The 16,472-nt window shown below is 73.2% G+C and carries 16 protein-coding genes; 8 read left to right on the top strand and 8 right to left on the bottom strand.

Going from position 1 to position 16,472, the window contains the following annotated elements; genetic code table 11:
- Positions 1-64: 64 nt before the first annotated feature.
- From OG974_RS12285 to OG974_RS12275, 3 genes are all read right to left on the bottom strand, one after another.
- The gene (locus tag OG974_RS12285) at positions 65-772 is read right to left on the bottom strand and encodes a DNA polymerase beta superfamily protein (RefSeq protein WP_327282732.1); all 708 of its coding nucleotides are present in this window, start codon (positions 770-772) and stop codon (positions 65-67) included.
- Between the two features lie 28 nt (positions 773-800).
- Positions 801-1,271 (bottom strand): Rieske (2Fe-2S) protein, encoded by a 471-nt coding sequence (locus OG974_RS12280; RefSeq protein ID WP_327282731.1) that lies wholly within the window; start codon positions 1,269-1,271, stop codon positions 801-803.
- Positions 1,272-1,366: 95 nt separating this feature from the next.
- Positions 1,367-1,708 carry a DUF952 domain-containing protein gene (locus tag OG974_RS12275; protein WP_371646444.1) on the bottom strand — a complete coding sequence of 114 codons (342 nt, stop codon included), beginning with the start codon at positions 1,706-1,708 and terminating at the stop codon, positions 1,367-1,369.
- Positions 1,709-1,951: 243 nt separating this feature from the next.
- On the opposite strand from OG974_RS12275, the gene OG974_RS12270 reads away from it, so the two are divergent.
- From OG974_RS12270 to der, 4 genes are all read left to right on the top strand, one after another.
- Complete coding sequence (locus OG974_RS12270) at positions 1,952-3,040, top strand: prephenate dehydrogenase (protein WP_371646442.1); 1,089 nt, start codon at positions 1,952-1,954, stop codon at positions 3,038-3,040.
- Between the two features lie 127 nt (positions 3,041-3,167).
- Positions 3,168-3,866 (top strand): (d)CMP kinase, encoded by a 699-nt coding sequence (gene cmk, locus OG974_RS12265; protein ID WP_327282728.1) that lies wholly within the window; start codon positions 3,168-3,170, stop codon positions 3,864-3,866.
- A 56-nt stretch (positions 3,867-3,922) separates the two neighbouring features.
- Positions 3,923-4,510, top strand: coding sequence for a lysophospholipid acyltransferase family protein (locus OG974_RS12260; protein WP_327285593.1), 588 nt, complete (start codon positions 3,923-3,925; stop codon positions 4,508-4,510).
- Positions 4,511-4,586: 76 nt separating this feature from the next.
- Positions 4,587-6,047 (top strand): ribosome biogenesis GTPase Der, encoded by a 1,461-nt coding sequence (gene der, locus OG974_RS12255; protein ID WP_327282727.1) that lies wholly within the window; start codon positions 4,587-4,589, stop codon positions 6,045-6,047.
- A 16-nt stretch (positions 6,048-6,063) separates the two neighbouring features.
- On the opposite strand, the gene OG974_RS12250 is transcribed toward der, so the two are convergent.
- Positions 6,064-6,507: a hypothetical protein gene (locus tag OG974_RS12250; RefSeq protein WP_327282726.1), complete on the bottom strand. Its 444-nt coding sequence runs from the start codon at positions 6,505-6,507 to the stop codon at positions 6,064-6,066.
- A 233-nt stretch (positions 6,508-6,740) separates the two neighbouring features.
- Positions 6,741-7,556 carry a hypothetical protein gene (locus OG974_RS12245; RefSeq protein ID WP_327282725.1) on the bottom strand — a complete coding sequence of 272 codons (816 nt, stop codon included), beginning with the start codon at positions 7,554-7,556 and terminating at the stop codon, positions 6,741-6,743.
- 293 nt (positions 7,557-7,849) lie between these two features.
- Here OG974_RS12245 and OG974_RS12240 point away from each other — a divergent pair, with 293 nt between their 5' ends.
- Complete coding sequence (locus OG974_RS12240; protein ID WP_371646439.1) at positions 7,850-8,914, top strand: transglycosylase family protein; 1,065 nt, start codon at positions 7,850-7,852, stop codon at positions 8,912-8,914.
- Positions 8,818-9,783, top strand: coding sequence for a YafY family protein (locus OG974_RS12235; protein WP_327282724.1), 966 nt, complete (start codon positions 8,818-8,820; stop codon positions 9,781-9,783). Before OG974_RS12240 ends, OG974_RS12235 begins: the two co-directional genes overlap by 97 nt.
- Before the next feature lie 383 nt (positions 9,784-10,166).
- Here OG974_RS12235 and OG974_RS12230 read toward each other — a convergent pair whose 3' ends face one another.
- On the bottom strand, positions 10,167-11,255 hold the full coding sequence (locus OG974_RS12230; protein WP_327282723.1) for a phosphatase PAP2 family protein: 1,089 nt from the start codon (positions 11,253-11,255) through the stop codon (positions 10,167-10,169).
- Between the two features lie 236 nt (positions 11,256-11,491).
- Positions 11,492-12,607, bottom strand: coding sequence for a hypothetical protein (locus OG974_RS12225; protein WP_371646436.1), 1,116 nt, complete (start codon positions 12,605-12,607; stop codon positions 11,492-11,494).
- Between the two features lie 315 nt (positions 12,608-12,922).
- On the opposite strand from OG974_RS12225, the gene OG974_RS12220 reads away from it, so the two are divergent.
- Complete coding sequence (locus tag OG974_RS12220; RefSeq protein WP_327282721.1) at positions 12,923-14,590, top strand: MFS transporter; 1,668 nt, start codon at positions 12,923-12,925, stop codon at positions 14,588-14,590.
- A gap of 150 nt (positions 14,591-14,740) precedes the next feature.
- Positions 14,741-15,925, top strand: coding sequence for an acyl-CoA dehydrogenase family protein (locus OG974_RS12215; protein ID WP_371646434.1), 1,185 nt, complete (start codon positions 14,741-14,743; stop codon positions 15,923-15,925).
- Between the two features lie 9 nt (positions 15,926-15,934).
- Here OG974_RS12215 and OG974_RS12210 read toward each other — a convergent pair whose 3' ends face one another.
- Positions 15,935-16,384, bottom strand: a complete 450-nt coding sequence (locus tag OG974_RS12210; RefSeq protein WP_327282719.1) for a cell division protein SepF — start codon at positions 16,382-16,384, stop codon at positions 15,935-15,937.
- Positions 16,385-16,472 lie beyond the last annotated feature (88 nt).

The following is a 16,472-nucleotide window of genomic DNA, read 5'->3' as shown; positions in this document are numbered from 1 at the left end:
CGCGCTGCCGTTGCAGCCGTCGTCGTACGACGCACTGGACGACCTCGTCGTACGGCGCCGGACGTTAGACGGCTGATGCCCGGCGGGTGCGGATCAGGAAGTCCTGTACGCGGGCGAGGTCCGGTTCTTCGGGGAGTGCGGTGGTGGTGAGGGCGGCCCCGGACTGGGCCGTCAGCCGGGTCATCCACGCGTCGACCTCGGACCAGGTGAGTTCGCCGCGCTTGACCGCCAGGAGCCGGTCGCGGTGCGGGGTGACGTCGATCGTCAGGCGGCCCGTGCGCAGGAGGTCGCGGCAGGACAGGAGCAGCCGCAGCAGGTGCATGGCGTGCTTCCAGCGCGGGGCGCCGTGGATGCGGACGTCCGCGACGAGTTTGGCGTGCTGGGAGGTCGCGTACCGGGTGAAGGAGGTGTGGGCCCGGCGGGAGAGGAAGGCCTCCCGGAGGGAGAGGAGTTCCTCGCCCACCGGGGTCACCCGTTCCACCAGCGGGGAGTGCAGGCACTCCAGGATGTTCGGGTTGGCGCGCAGGGCGAGTTCGCAGAAGCGTTCCAGCTCCCAGGAGAACTCCTCCTCCCGCGGGCCCTCCACATGCGTCGGCGGCTTCTCGAAGCGCCAGAACAGCGGTGTCGGGGCGACGTAGACGCCGCGCCGGTCGGTGTCGCTCGCCTCCGTCGCCAGGCCGAACGCCCGCGAGCCCATGACGCACGCGTAGACCGTGTGGTCGTGGACGAGGTCGAGGTGCGGGGATCGTGCGGGCGTCGTCGGCTGGTTCATCCCGGGAGCGTAGGCGGGAGCGGCTCCGCTACGCGAGCGAGATATCCCCGTCCGGGGCCACCGTGATCTGCTTCTCCGCCAGGGGGCGGGTCGCCGGACCGTGGGCCACCGCGCCGTCCGTGATCTGGAACTTGCTGCCGTGGCAGGGGCAGTCGATGGTGCCGGCCTCGACCTTGTTCACGATGCATCCCTGGTGCGTGCACACCGCCGTGAAGCACCGGAAGGACCCGGCCGTGGGCTGGGTGACGACGAGCTTCTCCTCCTTGAGGATCGTGCCGCCGCCCACCGGTACGGCAGAGGACTTGAGCAGTGCCGTTCCCGTTCCCGTTCCCGACGAGGAGGACGGCGTGGCAGCCGCCTGCGGGGTCGAGGGGCTGCCCGGCTCGCTCTTCGGGTTCTTCTCCTCGCTGCCGCACGCGGTGAGCGTGCCGCCCGCCAGCACGACGGCCGCTCCTGCCGCCAGTACCGTGCGTCGGGCCGTCGGCGTGGGGTCGCTCATGGGGTGCTCCTCGATCGGGGGTCCGGGAATGGCGTGCAGCATCCTGGCGCGTCACGGCTCCCAGGAGAAGACCCCGCGCCGCCCGGTTCCGGAGCTCAGGAGCCCTGATCCCACGGGGCCAACTCCGTCGGGCCGCCCGGCGTGCGCACGACCTCCCAGACGCGGACGACGGCCGCCCGGTCCAACGGGCCGTGGACGTGCGGGTAGCGGCCGCCCGATTCACCCTCGCGGCGGACCTCGGAGGTCAGGGCCCGCTCGTCGAGCTCGACGGCCAGCAGGGGACCCGGTGCTTCGCGGTAGTGCGCGTCCGCGATCGCGAGCACCGTCGGGCGGTCCGCCGAACAGTGCACGAAACCCTCCGAGTCGAGCGAGGAGGGGGCGTACGGGAGCTCGGGCGCGGCGGTCCAGTCGGCGAGCGGAACGATGTGGAAGATCATGCCCACGGTTCTACCGCAGTCGGGGCCGACGGCCCGCACCAAGTGGCAGCCGGGGGTGAACCGGGCGACATTGGCGATGTCCCGGTCCCCAGGGGCCGAGGCGGGGGCGCCCAGATCGCCGAGGCGCTGCCGGACGGCACCCTTCCGTCCCACATGACGGGCTGCCGGGCCCCCGTGCCGTGCGGGCTGGCTACCCTGGCCTGACTTGCCGTTACACCCCACACCCGCATCCCTGGAGCGCCCGTGAGAACCGCCGTCGTCATCGGAACCGGACTGATCGGCACCTCCGCGGCGCTCGCCCTGGCCGGCCGGGGGATCACCGTCCACCTCGTCGACCACGATCCGGCCCAGGCCCGTACGGCCGCCGCCCTCGGCGCGGGCACCGACGAGGCCCCCGACGGCCAGGTGGACCTCGCGATCGTCGCCGTTCCGCCGGCCCACGTGGCCGCGACGCTCGCCGACGCGATCGGTCGCGGGGTGGCCCGGGCGTACGTGGACGTGGCCAGCGTCAAGGGCGGGCCGCGCCGGGAGCTGGAGTCCCTGGGGGTGGACGTCGCCCCCTACATCGGGACCCATCCGATGGCCGGCAAGGAACGGTCGGGCCCGCTGGCCGCGACGGCCGACCTCTTCGAGGGCCGACCCTGGGTGCTGACCCCGACCCGGGACACCGACCACGAGGTGCTCAACCTGGCGCTCGAACTGGTGGCCCTGTGCAAGGCCGTACCCGTGGTGATGGACGCCGACGCGCACGACAGGGCCGTCGCGCTGGTCTCGCACACCCCGCAGCTGGTGTCCAGCATGGTCGCGGCGCGCCTGGAGGAGGCCGACGAGTCGGCGGTGCGGCTGTGCGGTCAGGGCATCCGGGACGTGACGCGGATCGCCGCCTCCGATCCGCGGATGTGGGTGGAGATCCTCTCGGCCAACCCGGGTCCGGTGGCCGATGTCCTGGCGGGCATCGCCTCCGACCTGGAGGCCACGGTCGACGCACTGCGCGGTCTCCAGTCGGCGGACGTCGAGAAGCGGCGCGGGGGAGCGGCCGGCATCGAGGACGTCCTCAAGCGGGGCAACGCGGGCCGGGTACGGGTACCGGGCAAGCACGGAGCCGCCCCCATGGCGTACGAGACGGTCGCCGTACTGATCAGCGACCAGCCGGGCGAGCTCGCGCGGATCTTCGCCGACGCCGGGCGGGCCGGGGTCAACGTCGAGGACGTCCGCATCGAGCACGCCACGGGCCAGCAGGCCGGTCTGGTCCAGCTCATGGTCGATCCGAGGGCGGCCGCCGCCCTCACCGCGGAGCTGCGCGAACGCGGCTGGGCACTGCGCCAGCAGTAGTCCCGTCGGGTCGCCCGCCCGGTACTCCCCGGTACTGGGCGGCGCCCGCGCCCGGGGCCGGTAACCTTGGGGAGGGGCGCTTTGGCGCGCCCGGACACGTACGCGCAACCAGGAAGGTGCCCGCACCGTGGAAACCGCAGCTCCGTCCGCCGTGATCGTCGCCATCGACGGTCCCTCCGGCACGGGCAAGTCCAGCACCTCCAAGGCCGTGGCCGCCAAGCTCGGGCTGCGCTACCTGGACACCGGTGCCCAGTACCGGGCCATCACCTGGTGGATGATCACCAACGGGGTCGACACCGACGACCCGCACGCCATCGCGGTGGCCGCCGGCAAGCCCGGCATCGTCTCCGGTACCGACCCGGCCGCGCCGACCATCACGGTCGACGGCCTGGACGCCTCCGGTCCGATCCGCACCCAGGAGGTCACCTCCAAGGTCAGCGCCGTCAGCGCCGTCCCCGAGGTGCGCAGCCTGATCACCGAGCTCCAGCGCTCCATCGCCGCCTCGGCCGAGGGCGGGATCGTCGTCGAGGGGCGGGACATCGGCACCACCGTCCTGCCCGACGCCGACCTCAAGATCTTCCTGACCGCGTCCGCCGAGGCCCGCGCCGCGCGCCGCAGCGGTGAGCTGCGCGGCAAGGAGGCCACGGACCTCGCGGCCACCAAGGAAGCCCTGATCAAGCGCGACGCCGCCGACTCGGGCCGCAAGACCTCCCCGCTGGCCAAGGCCGACGACGCCGTCGAGGTCGACACCACCGAGCTCACGCTCGACCAGGTGATCGAGTGCGTCGTGACGCTCGTGGAAGAGAAGCGGGCGGGGCGCAAGTGAGCGGAACGCCCTCCCTCAAGGGTGCGGCGCTCGGCCGGCGGATCGGCATCGGCCTCATGTACGGGCTGTGGAAGCCGCGCGTGCTGGGTGCCTGGCGCGTGCCCGCCTCGGGCCCTGTCATCCTTGCCGTGAACCACGCGCACAACCTCGACGGGCCGATGGTCATGGGCACCGCCCCGCGGCCGCTGCACTTCCTCATCAAGAGGGAGGCGTACATCGGCCCGCTCGGCCCGTTCCTGGACGGGATCGGCCAGGTCAAGGTCGACCGTACGGGCACGGACCGGGGCGCGATCACCAAGGCGCTCGCGGTGCTGGAGAACGGCGGAGCCCTGGGGATCTTCCCCGAGGGCACCCGCGGCGAGGGTGATTTCGCCTCGCTGCGCGCCGGGCTCGCGTACTTCGCGGTCCGCAGCGGCGCACCCGTCGTGCCCGTGGCCGTACTGGGCAGCAGCGAGAGCCAAGGGCGGCTGGTCCGCGGACTGCCGCCGTTCAAGAGCCGCGTCGACGTCGTCTTCGGATCGGCGTTCGACGCGGGCGACGGCACCGGCCGCCGCACCCGTACGGCCCTGGACCAGGCCACCGTACGCATCCAGAGCAGGCTGACCGCCCACCTGGCCGACGCCAAGCGCCTCACCGGGCGCTGAGCGAGACTTGACCCCAGTAGTGGAACCGCGCTGCGCGGGCACCACCGATCACCACGAACGACGAGGAACGGACTTCATGAACGACCAGCACGACCACGGAGCGCTTGGCGATGCCGAGTACGCGGAGTTCATGGAGCTCGCCGCGGAGGAAGGCTTCGAGGTAGAGGACGTCGAGGGCGCGATCGCGGAGGCGGGCCACGGGCCGCTGCCCGTGCTCGCCGTCGTCGGCCGCCCGAACGTCGGCAAGTCGACCCTGGTGAACCGCATCATCGGCCGCCGCGAGGCGGTCGTCGAGGACAAGCCGGGCGTCACCCGCGACCGCGTCACCTACGAGGCCGAGTGGGCCGGCCGCCGGTTCAAGGTCGTCGACACCGGAGGCTGGGAGCAGGACGTCCTCGGCATCGACGCGGCCGTCGCCGCCCAGGCCGAGTACGCCATCGAGACCGCCGACGCGGTCGTCTTCGTCGTCGACGCCAAGGTCGGCGCCACCGACAGCGACGAGGCCGTCGTGAGGCTGCTGCGCCGGGCGGGCAAGCCCGTCGTCCTGTGCGCGAACAAGGTCGACGGCCAGAGCGGCGAGTCCGACGCGGCGTCCCTGTGGTCCCTCGGCCTCGGCCAGCCGCACCCGGTCTCCTCGCTGCACGGCCGCGGTACGGGCGACATGCTCGACGCCGTCCTGGAGGCGCTCCCCGAGGCGCCCGAGCAGACCTTCGGCGGCACCCCCGTGGGCGGCCCCCGGCGCATCGCGCTCATCGGCCGCCCGAACGTCGGCAAGTCCTCGCTGCTGAACAAGGTGGCGAAGGAGGACCGCGTCGTCGTCAACGAGCTGGCCGGCACCACCCGCGACCCGGTCGACGAGCTGATCGAGCTCGGCGGCGTCACCTGGAAGTTCGTGGACACCGCGGGCATCCGCAAGAAGGTGCACCTCCAGCAGGGCGCCGACTACTACGCCTCCCTGCGCACGGCCGCCGCCGTCGAGAAGGCGGAGGTCGCGGTCATCCTGATCGACACCACCGAGACGATCAGCGTCCAGGACCAGCGCATCATCACCATGGCCGTCGAGGCCGGGCGCGCGATCGTGATCGCGTACAACAAGTGGGACGAGCTCGACGAGGAGCGCCGCTACTACCTTGAGCGCGAGATCGAGACCGAGATGCAGCAGGTCTCCTGGGCGCCCCGGGTGAACGTCTCGGCGCTCACCGGCCGCCACATGGAGAAGCTGGTCCCGGCGATCGAGACGGCCCTCGCGGGCTGGGAGACGCGCATCCCGACCGGTCGGCTGAACGCCTTCCTCGGCGAGGTCGTGGCGGCCCACCCGCACCCGATCCGCGGCGGCAAGCAGCCCCGCATCCTGTTCGGCACCCAGGCGGGGAGCAAGCCGCCGCGTTTCGTCCTCTTCGCCTCCGGCTTCCTGGAGCACGGCTACCGGCGCTTCATCGAGCGCCGCCTGCGCGAGGAGTTCGGCTTCGAGGGGACCCCGCTCCACATCTCCGTGCGGGTGCGCGAGAAGCGCGGCGCGCAGTACAAGAAGAAGTAGCGGCGGCGGTCCGGGGTCAGTAGCCCCGGCGCGGAGCGGGCGGCAGGGCCGCCGGGATGTGCTGCATCCCGGTGTGGTGCTGCCGCCCGTTGGCGTATGCGGACCCGGGCGCGGGGCCCGGGCCGCCGGTCCCGCCACTGCCGGCCGCGGACCCGGCGTACGCGTACGAGGGCTGCGGCGCCGGGGCGTACGAGGCCGGCCACGGGTCGGTCTGCCACGCGTACCCGTTCCAGCCGCTTCCGTACGAGCCGCCTCCGTACACGGGCCCGCTGCCGTACGCGGGGCCGCCGACCGCGTACGCGCCGCCGTACGAGAACGCCGTGAACCCGAGGTCCTCCTCGCCGGTGCGGTCGCCCGGCAGGGCCCGGAAGGCGCGCAGGTACTCCGAGTACAGCGTGTCGTAGATCGGGGTGTGCGAGACGGCGGCCGGAGCGCTCTCCCGGTCCCTTGCGGGGCGCATCGGGGAGACGGTGCTCGCGTGGGCAGGGGCGCGGGAGGGGTCGTATGAATGCACGTATCAGCCAACGAACCCAGGGCCCCGCGGATGCGGGCGCGAAGCAGAAAACGCAGATCGCCGGGGGTGCACGCGCGTGACCGCGCACTCGACGGCCACCGGTGGCGTCCCCCTGCCGGCAAACGGCTGCGCCGCCCCCGACCGGGGGCGGCGCAGCCGTGCGGAAGTCCGTGGTGGCGTCAGGCGCCGGAGGTGCCTGCCAGCGGCATCGAGGCCGCCACGAGCTTGCCGCCGGCGGCGGCCTTGTCCAGCGCGTCGCGCAGCAGGTCCTCGCGGGGCTGCTGACCGATGGAGCCGACCGGGGCGGCGTAGACGAGGACGCGCTGGGTCTTGTTGACGGCGGCACGCCAGCCGTCGGTGACCGACAGCGCCTGGTGCGCCTGCCACCAGGCGACCTGGCCGCCGCCCTCGGCGCCGGGCTGGAGCACGGCGTGCAGCTGGCCCGCGGCGAGCAGCACGGACCAGCCGGCGAGCGGGGAGGGCAGCTCGGCGGTGTCGGTGACCGGGATGAACCCCTGCTCGATGAGGAGCGGCAGGAAGTCGTCGCCGGGGCCGGTGGTGCCGGGGCGGGCGATCGGCGCGGTCGGCTCGACGACGAGGGCGGGGTGCAGCTCGCCGCCGATCAGGATCAGCCCGCTGGTGATGCCGAGGACGGCCTGGCCGCCGGGCACGTTCTGCGGCGCGCGCCCGGCGAATCCGCCGGACGCCGCGGCGGGGCTGTCACCGGTGATGCTGCGGACCGCGCCCTGGAGCTGCTCCTCGGAGACGGTGACCACCTGCGAGGGGATGCAGCCGGCGTGGGCGAAGGCGAGGACGGCCGTCTCCTCGCCGACGAACAGCACCGTGCTGGTGCGGTCGGTCTCGGGGTCCCCGGGAGTGCGGCAGGAGGTGCAGTCGTAGCTGCGAGGTGCGTCGTCGCCGGTGAGCAGCCTCTCGGCTTCTTCGTCACCGATCTCGGCACGTACCTCATCACTGACGTCGAGCATGCGGGGCACGGGCTGGCTCCTCGGACTAGGCGGGGCCGGGCGGATCCCGGCACGCCGGGCTCAACGGTGGAGCGGTGGCCGGGGTCACGCCGTTGGAGGGAACGGAATCGAACCGGGCCCCCGGAGGGGTGAACGGTCGGACCGGGGCTTTGTTTTCGTGCCAACTGTTTTTTGGATGTGGCCAGTTGGTGGTCGGACCTGGCCGTTTCCGGCGGGGCCGGCGGCTCGGCCGACCGGGTGGGGTGCGGTACGGGCCGCGTGGCGGGCCCGGCGGGCGCCACGGGCCTGCGTAGCGTGACGCGGTGCCCGACCTCCGGATCCGGCGTGCCGTCCCGGCGGCCGTCGCTGCTGCTGCCGTGCTGGTCCTCGTCCTCGTACTCCCGTCGGGGGCCGGCGCGGCTCCGCCGCCCCCCGCGCCCGGGCCCGCGGGGGCGGCCCACCCCGGCTCGCCCGGGATCATCGGGACCGGGCCGGGGGACTGCGGGCCGGAGGGGGTATGGCCGTGGGACTGCGTGGCCGACTGCGAGAGCAGCGGGCGCTGGGCGGTCAACACCGGCAACGGCTTCTACGGGGGGCTGCAGTTCTGGCAGCCGACGTGGGAGGAGCACGGCGGGCTGGTGTTCGCGGCGCGGGCCGATCTGGCGAGCCGGGAGCAGCAGATCCGGGTGGCGGAGGACGTGCTGGGGTCCCAGGGGTGGGACGCGTGGCCGGTGTGCTCGAAGCGGTACGGGCTGGCGGGGCGCATGCACGTGGTCCGGACCGGGGACACCCTGGACGGGCTCGCCCTGCGGTACCGGGTGAAGGGCGGCCGGCAGGCGCTGTACGAGGCGAACCGGGCGGTGATCGGCCCGAAGCCGCAGGCACTCGTGGTCGGCACCCTGCTGACCCTCCCGGCCTCGGACCCGCCCGCTCCGGTGGCGTGGCCCACCCCGCCGACCCCGCCGGGCGCGTCCCCGGCTCCCTCGGCCGTGCCGACCCCGGCCCCCGCGGGCCCGGTGGTCGGGCCGAGTCCGGCAGCGCGTCCGGCCCCGGTGGCGAAGCCCGCATCCCCGGCGGCGCGTCCGGTGCCGAGGCCCGCATCCCCGGCGCCACGTCCGGTGGCGAGGCCCGCAGTCACGGCGGCCAAGCCTGCGGGCTCGGCGGCGCGGCCGGGTTTTTGCCGGGGCCCCGGGGCGGCCCCGGCCCGTGACGGCCCGTGGGGGGCCTGGCCGGTGCGCTCGGGCGCGGGGGCGATTCGGAGGGCGGGCTGCCGGGAGGCAGACTGCTCGGCATGCTGGAGACCTCCGCACGACTGCTGCGCCTGTTGTCCCTGTTGCAGGCCCACCGCGAATGGACCGGCGCCGACCTGGCGGAGCGCCTCGGCGTGACCCCGAGGACGGTGCGGCGCGACGTGGACCGGCTCCGGGAGCTCGGTTACCCGGTGAACGCCAGCCCCGGCACCGGCGGCGGCTACCAGCTGGGTGCCGGGGCCGAGCTGCCGCCGCTGCTGCTGGACGACGACGAGGCCGTCGCCGTGGCGGTGGGCCTGCGGACGGCCGCGGGGAACGGCGTCGAGGGGATCGGGGAGGCCTCCGTACGGGCGCTCGCCAAGCTGGAGCAGGTGCTGCCGGGACGGCTGCGGCGCCGGGTGTCGGCGCTCAACGAGTTCACCGTGCCCATGCTGCGCGGCCCGGGTCCGACCACCGTGGACGCCTCCGTGCTGACCGACCTCGCCGCCGCGTGCCGGGACAGCGAGCGGCTGCGCTTCGGCTACCGGGACCACGAGGGGAACGTCAGCCGCCGCGTGGTGGAACCGCACCGGCTGGTGTGCACCGAGCGGCGCTGGTACCTGGTCGCCTGGGATCTGGACCGGGAGGACTGGCGGACCTTCCGCGCCGACCGGATCGATCCCAGACCGCCGCACGGGCCGAGGTTCACCCCGCGTCCGGCCCCCGCCGAGGACCTCGCCGCGTACGTGTCGCGCGGCGTGGCGCAGCACGCGTACGCGGCCAAGGCGGTGCTGAGGCTGAAGGTGCCGGCACGGGAGGCGGCCCGGATCGTGGGGCCCAGCGACGGGTCCCTGGAGGCGCTCGACGCCGACAGCTGCCTGCTGCACACGGGAGCCGTGAACCTCGACGTACTCGTCATTCACGTCATGCTGCTCGGCTGTGAGTTCGAGGTGCTGGAGCCGCCGGAGCTGACGGACCGGATCAGGGCGGCCCGGGACCTTCTCGGGCGGGCCGTGGAGAAGATGTAAGGAAACCGAGGGGGTTCATCGGGCAGTGCCGGGCGGGCCGGCGCAATCCCGTTGGAAATTCCGGGGGTCCGGGACGGAATGCGAAACACGCTGTGGGCGGGCCGTGTCGCGAGCCGGAAAAAGAATGGCGCACGGGCACTTCGGCGGTGCTGCGGATGAAGCCCACCCCGTCAAAGAACTGTCGACATTCCGTGACACAAGCGTGACCCGGTACGGACGAACCTCCGGGCGCTGCGCTGACGTTCCGGTCATCTGCACGAGGAAGACCACCTAAATGGCCGAGGCGGGCCGGGTGATGACCCGGCCCGCCTCGGTGGTGCGGGGGAGGTGGTGCGTACCGCCCCGCGGAGTTGCGTACGACCCGCAGCGTCCCGTGCGGGTGGTCAGCCGCCGGTGGCCGGACGGGCCGCGGCCCGTCCCGCGGCGGCGGGCCGCTCGGTGTGGGCCGGGCGGCGGCTGCCGGCAGGCGTGACCGGGGTCCGCTCGGACCGGATCAGGTGCGGCCGGCCGGAGACGTGCGCGGCGGGTCGAGGCACCGGGGCGTGCCCCGCACCGGCCGCCTGCACGGTCGCCGCGACGGGCGCGGTGGTCGGTGCGGCGGCGGGCTCCCGCGTGCCGGCGGCATCGGTGGGGAGCCGGAGCTGCCACTTGCCGCCCGCGGAGAGCAGCGGCGTGAGCGCGGCGGCGACCGGGGCGGGCACGGTTCCGGTCTCCAGCCGGCGGCGCAGCCGCTCCCGCAGGGCGAAGACCCGGGCCTCGGCGCCGGCGATCAGCGGCTCGAACCAGGGCAGCGCCAGCATGATCAGCAGACCCGCGGACCAGCCGAGCAGCACGTCGCTGACCCAGTGCGTGCCGAGGTACACGGTGGTGGCGCCGACGCTCAGCGAGACGGTGGCGGACACCACGGACAGCACCCGCCGGGTGACCGTGGTGGAAGCCAGGTAGGCCAGGATTCCCCAGGTCACGACGGCGTTGGCGGTGTGGCCGGAAGGGAATATATCGCCGCCGGCGAAGAGCTCGGCCGAGCCGATCTGGGTGGCGTAGTGCGGGCCGAGCCGGCCGAGACCGAGCTTGACGGCGCCGACGGTGATGTTGAGCAGGAGCAGCGCCACGCCGAGGGTGATCAGCGGGCGGAGGGTGTGCTGGCGCCAGGAGCGCCAGCCGAGCCAGGCGGCGACCATGACCGCGGTGGGTCCGCGCTGGCCCAGGACCACGAGGTAGTCGAGGAACGCGTGCAGCTGCGGCCACTGCTCGTAGGGCCGGAAGAACATGACCTGCCAGTCCAGGCGGACGAGCCAGGACGTGGTCAGGACGGCCACCACGATCGCGAGGTAGAACGCGAGGGTCGATCCGAGGAGCACGACGCGGTGCCGGCTCATCTGCGGTGTTTGCAGATGAGCCGGTCGCTCTGGTTCCCGGTCCAGCCGGGCGAACACACGCTCCAGACGGGTCAGGATTTGGTCGGTACGCACTCAATCGACGTTACCGCGCGCCGATGGGCGGCCCGGTCGAATCACGGGCTTTGTGATGACCATGTGATGTGGAGTTGGTCTCACGCGGGACTTAATTGCTCGGATTTCGGCATTAGTTGGAGCTGCCGCGATCCATTGCCCCGGCCATTGTTTCGCATGCTTAGTCGGGCTTTATCGCTGCCGCGCAATTACTTTGCTCAAAGATGGATCGGAATGATCCGTTCCTTGATGAGGGCCTACGGGGGCCCCGACCCGTTCAGCCAGAAGGCCCCGTAAACCGCCGACGCCAACGCCGCCGCGCCCAGTACCGCGACCGCCCGGCCGGTCCGCCACCGGGCCAGCGCCACCGCCGCCGGCAGCAGCAGCGGGAACGCCGGGAGCAGTAGCCGCGGCTTGGATCCGAAGTACCCCGACGCGCACAGCGCCAGCGCCACCACGATCCCGCAGTACACCAGCAACGGCGCCGGCTGCCGCTGCTTCAGGCACAGCCGGTACAGCCACAGCACCAGTACGACGCCGGCGATCAGCCCGACCCCGGCCAGGGCCGCGGACGACGCCAGCTTCGCCCCGATGAACCGGGCGAACGCCCAGCCGCCGTCGAAGCCGTTGCCCCAGCCGCCCTGCACGTCCAGGTAGCCGAGCAGCCCGTGGCCGGTGCGCGCCCCGACCCACAGCACGTACGCGGCCGCCCCCAGCGGGGCCAGCGCCGCCCCCGCCGCCATCCGCCAGGACCGCTCCCCGCGCCGCCGGGCCAGGGCGGCCGCCACCCACACCGCCGCCACCACCGCGGCGCCGACCGGGCGGGTCAGACCCGCCCCCGCCGCGAGCAGGCCGGCGGTCAGCCACCGGCCGCGCAGGGCTCCGTACAGCGCCCAGGCGGCCAGCGCAGTGAACAGCGACTCGCTGTACGCCATGGACTGCACGATGCCGACGGGCAGCGCCGCCCACACCCCGGCGGCGAACACGCCCGCCCGGCGGCCGTGGACGAGGTCCGCGACGGCGAAGATCCCCCAGGCCGCCGCGAGCCCGGCGACCGCCGAGACGACCAGGCCCGCGGAGCCGTAAGACAGCCCGGTCGGCGCCGCGACCAGCCGTTCCAGCCACGGCAGCAGCGGGAAGAACGCCAGGTTCGAGTGCACGTCCCCGTTGGGGAGGAGCACCTCGTACCCGTACCCCTCGGCGGCGATGCGGGCGTACCAGAGCGAGTCCCAGCGCGCCGACAGCAGCGTGTGCGGGCTGCTGTCGACGGCGGCGCCCCACGCCGCGAGCACGGCCAGCCCGAGGAGCCGGACCGCCGCGAAGACGGCCAGGGCGGGCGCGGCCCGGCGAAATCCATGATCTTTCACGGGCATGATTATCGGTGGCGCACGTGGGTGCCGTCAGCGCAGAACCACGGGTCGTGACCGCGCGTGTACGCGGTGGGGGCGCCGCCCGGGCACCACCCGGGCGGTAGCGGGGAGGAGGGGTGATCCGAGTGGCGCACACCACACCGCGGTCGCCGCCGCGGTGAGAGCTTGGCCACGTGTCGGGCAGACGAACTCGCGTACGCTGACCGTTCACTCGCCTGTCGATGCCGGACCCCGTAGGACGCCGCACCGCGCACCACCCCCGTGGCTCCTCAACACGCTGGTCCGCCGAGTGCGAGCGATCATCTGGGAGGTACATGCATGTCGGGGACGAACGCGGCCGCCTTCCGGCTGCGGCTGCGAGCCGCCTCCGGCGGGGCCAACCGCTGGCTCGTCCTCGCGGTCCTGTGCGTCAGCCTGGTCCTCGTCGCGCTCGACGCGACGATCTTGCACGTAGCCGTCCCCTCCGTCACCGAGGACCTGCGCCCCGGTGCGGTCGAGCTGCTCTGGATCGTTGACGCCTACCCGCTGGTCTGCGCCTCCCTGCTGATCCTCTTCGGCACCCTCGGGGACCGGGTCGGCCGCCGCCGGATACTCCTCCTCGGCTACGGGCTCTTCGGCGCGGCCTCCCTGCTGGCGGCCCTCGCCGACAACGCCCAGGTCCTCATCGCCGCCCGCGCCCTCCTCGGCGTCGGCGGCGCGATGATCATGCCGGCCACCCTGTCGATCCTGCGCCAGGTCTTCCCCGACCGGCGCGAGCGGGCCCTCGCCATCGGCATCTGGACCGCCGTCGCCGCCATCGGCGCGGCCAGCGGACCGGTCCTCGGCGGCTTCCTGGTCCAGCACTTCTGGTGGGGCTCGGTCTTCCTGATCAACATTCCGCTGATGGCGCTGATCCTGCCGCTCGGCCGCTGGCTGCTGCCCGAGTCCAAGGGCTCCTGCGAAGGACCCTGGGACGTGCTCGGCGCGCTGATGGCCGCCGCCGGCGTGCTCTGCGTGGTCCTCGGCGTCAAGAGGCTGGGCGCCGAGCGCCGGCTCCTGGACGCCGAGGCGCTGGTGCCGCTGCTGCTCGGTGCGGTGCTGTTGATCCTGTTCGTACGGCGGCAGAAGCGGCGTCCGCACCCCCTGATCGACATGCGGATGTTCTCGCGCGCGGCCTTCTCCACGTCCGTCGGATGCATCGTGCTCGCCATGCTGGCGCTGGTCGGGCTGGAGCTGATCGCGGTCCAGTACCTCCAGCTGGTGCTGGAGCTGAGCCCGCTGGAGACCGGACTGCGGCTGCTGCCGCTCACCTTCGCCGCCATGGCCGCAGGCGCCACCGGGTCGTACACGCTGGCCCGGATCGGGCCGCGCACCATGGTGTCGCTGGGCTTCGTCCTGACGGCCTGCGGCGTGCTACTGCTGACCTTCATGGGCCAGCACGACCGGCCCGCGCTGCTCACGATCGGGTTCATCGTCCTCGGCTTCGGGCTGCAGACCACCTTGTTCGCGGCGTACGAGTCGATGCTGAGCGAGGCGCCCGCGGACACCGCCGGGGGCGCGGCTTCCATAGGCGAGACCTCGTACCAGCTGGGCGCGGGCATGGGCATCGCCCTGCTCGGCAGCGTCATGAACGCGGCCTACGCGCCGGGGCTGCTGCACGTGCCGGGGGTGTCGGCCGCGGACGCGGCCGACGCCGCGAACTCCCTGGGCGAGGCCTACCAGATCGCGGGCTCCCTCGGCGGCGCGGCGGGCGAGTCGCTGTACGCGGCGGCGCGGCACTCGTTCGTGCACGGGCTGCACGTCACGCTCGTGGTGAGCGCGGTGCTGCTGCTGGCGGGCGCCGCGATGGCGCTGAAGCTTCCGCGGGTCATGGAATGCCCCGACCCTGCCGAGGGCGAGACCGAACCCCTGCGGCTCCCCGCCCAGGCGGGTCCGGACGCCCCCCGCATCCCGGCTCCGGCGACGACGCCGGACCGCGACACGGTGGTCCCCGGCCGCGCGGGCTGACCGCCGGGGCGCAGCCGGTTCCGGCCGCGACGACGCCGCACCCCGACGGCTCCCGCTGCGCGGGGGCTGAAGGTGGGGGTGGACCGCGGGCGGGGGTGGCGACAAACTAGCAGCGCTAGCCATGACCGCATGTCCGCCGGGAGGCCCTTCGTGTCCGCGTCGAGAACGCCCTTCGTACCCACCGATCCGCTCGGGCTCGACGAGCTCCTCGCGCCCGAGGACCTCGCCATCCGGGACACCGTCCGCGGCTGGGCCGCCGACCGCGTGCTCCCGTACGTCGCCGACTGGTACGAGAGCGGCGAGCTCCCCGGCATCCGGGACCTCGCGAAGGAGCTCGGCGCGCTCGGCGCGCTCGGGATGTCCCTCCAGGGCTACGGGTGCGCCGGCGCCAGCGCCGTGCAGTACGGGCTGGCCTGCCTCGAACTGGAAGCCGCCGATTCCGGGATCCGGTCCCTCGTCTCCGTGCAGGGCTCCCTGGCCATGTACGCGATCTGGAAGTACGGCTCCGAGGAGCAGAAGCAGCGCTGGCTCCCCGGCATGGCTGCCGGCGAGCTGATCGGCTGCTTCGGCCTGACCGAGCCCGACGTCGGTTCCGACCCGGCCGCCATGCGCACGTACGCGAAGCGCGACGGCACCGACTGGGTGCTGAACGGCCGCAAGATGTGGATCACCAACGGCAGCGTGGCGGCCGTGGCCGTCGTCTGGGCGCAGACCGACGAGGGGATCCGCGGCTTCGCCGTGCCGACCGACGCCGCCGGGTTCTCGGCGCCCGAGATCAAGCACAAGTGGTCGCTGCGGGCCTCGATCACCAGCGAGCTGGTCATGGACGACGTACGGCTGCCCGCGGACGCGGTGCTTCCGGGTGTCACCGGGCTCAAGGGGCCGCTGGGCTGCCTCAGCCACGCGCGGTACGGGATCATCTGGGGGGCCATGGGCGCGGCGCGCGCCAGCTTCGAGGCGGCGCTCGACTACGCGCGGACGCGGGAGCAGTTCGGCAAGCCCATCGGCGGCTTCCAGCTCACCCAGGCGAAGCTCGCCGACATGGCGCTGGAGCTCCACAAGGGCATCCTGCTCGCCCACCACCTGGGCCGGCGGATGGACGCGGGCACCCTGCGGCCGGAGCAGATCAGTTTCGGCAAGCTCAACAACGTCCGCGAGGCCATCGAGATCTGCCGCACCGCGCGGACCATTCTGGGCGCCAACGGGATCTCGCTCGAATACCCCGTCATGCGGCACGCCACCAACCTCGAATCGGTGCTCACCTACGAGGGCACCGTCGAGATGCACCAGTTGGTGCTGGGCAAGGCGCTCACCGGGCTCGACGCCTTCCGGTGAGGGCCCTGCTCAGCTCTGGTTGAAGAAGTCGCGCGAGCGGCCGGCGGGCTCGCCGCTCACGATCTGGGTGTCGGCCGGGGTCAGCAGGAAGACCCTGGTCGCCACCCGCTCGATCGAGCCGCGCAGGCCGAAGGTCAGACCGGCCGCGAAGTCGACCACGCGCTTGGCGTCGGCCGGGTCCATGGACGACAGGTTCACGATCACCGGGACGCCCTCGCGGAACAGCTCGCCGATGCCGCGCGCGTCACGGAAGCCGTCCGGGGTGACCGTCGCGATCCGCCGGCCCTGGTCGACGGCCGACTCCGACGCGACCTTGACCCGGGGGTCGGTGACCCACTGGTCGCCGGGGCCCGAGACGGAACCCTGTGCGGCCTCCGCGTAGTCGTCGTCGTAGTAACGCTCGTCGTCGCTGTCCTCCACGAGACCCAACCAGGCACTCGCCTTGCGTACCGAACCCATGGTCGCCTCCTTTCACCGCGGTAAGTCGTCTTCTCTCCGCTGCCCCTATGGTCGTCCATGATGCTGACAACGCGCCAAGTGGATAGCC

The sequence above is a fragment of the Streptomyces sp. NBC_00597 genome, from assembly GCF_041431095.1.
Classification (GTDB): domain Bacteria; phylum Actinomycetota; class Actinomycetes; order Streptomycetales; family Streptomycetaceae; genus Streptomyces.
This window is presented reverse-complemented; position numbering and strand designations above follow the sequence as displayed.

What these genes read in the sequence shown, in the direction of transcription:
- OG974_RS12235 (WP_327282724.1), top strand. Translation starts at nt 8,818, where the DNA reads ATGCTGGAGACCTCCGCACGACTGCTGCGCCTGTTGTCCCTGTTGCAG.
- OG974_RS12220 (WP_327282721.1), top strand. Translation starts at nt 12,923, where the DNA reads ATGTCGGGGACGAACGCGGCCGCCTTCCGGCTGCGGCTGCGAGCCGCC.
- OG974_RS12285 (WP_327282732.1), bottom strand. Translation starts at nt 772, where the DNA reads ATGAACCAGCCGACGACGCCCGCACGATCCCCGCACCTCGACCTCGTC.
- der (WP_327282727.1), top strand. Translation starts at nt 4,587, where the DNA reads ATGAACGACCAGCACGACCACGGAGCGCTTGGCGATGCCGAGTACGCG.
- OG974_RS12210 (WP_327282719.1), bottom strand. Translation starts at nt 16,384, where the DNA reads ATGGGTTCGGTACGCAAGGCGAGTGCCTGGTTGGGTCTCGTGGAGGAC.
- OG974_RS12260 (WP_327285593.1), top strand. Translation starts at nt 3,923, where the DNA reads ATGTACGGGCTGTGGAAGCCGCGCGTGCTGGGTGCCTGGCGCGTGCCC.
- OG974_RS12250 (WP_327282726.1), bottom strand. Translation starts at nt 6,507, where the DNA reads ATGCGCCCCGCAAGGGACCGGGAGAGCGCTCCGGCCGCCGTCTCGCAC.
- OG974_RS12225 (WP_371646436.1), bottom strand. Translation starts at nt 12,607, where the DNA reads ATGCCCGTGAAAGATCATGGATTTCGCCGGGCCGCGCCCGCCCTGGCC.
- OG974_RS12275 (WP_371646444.1), bottom strand. Translation starts at nt 1,708, where the DNA reads ATGATCTTCCACATCGTTCCGCTCGCCGACTGGACCGCCGCGCCCGAG.
- OG974_RS12280 (WP_327282731.1), bottom strand. Translation starts at nt 1,271, where the DNA reads ATGAGCGACCCCACGCCGACGGCCCGACGCACGGTACTGGCGGCAGGA.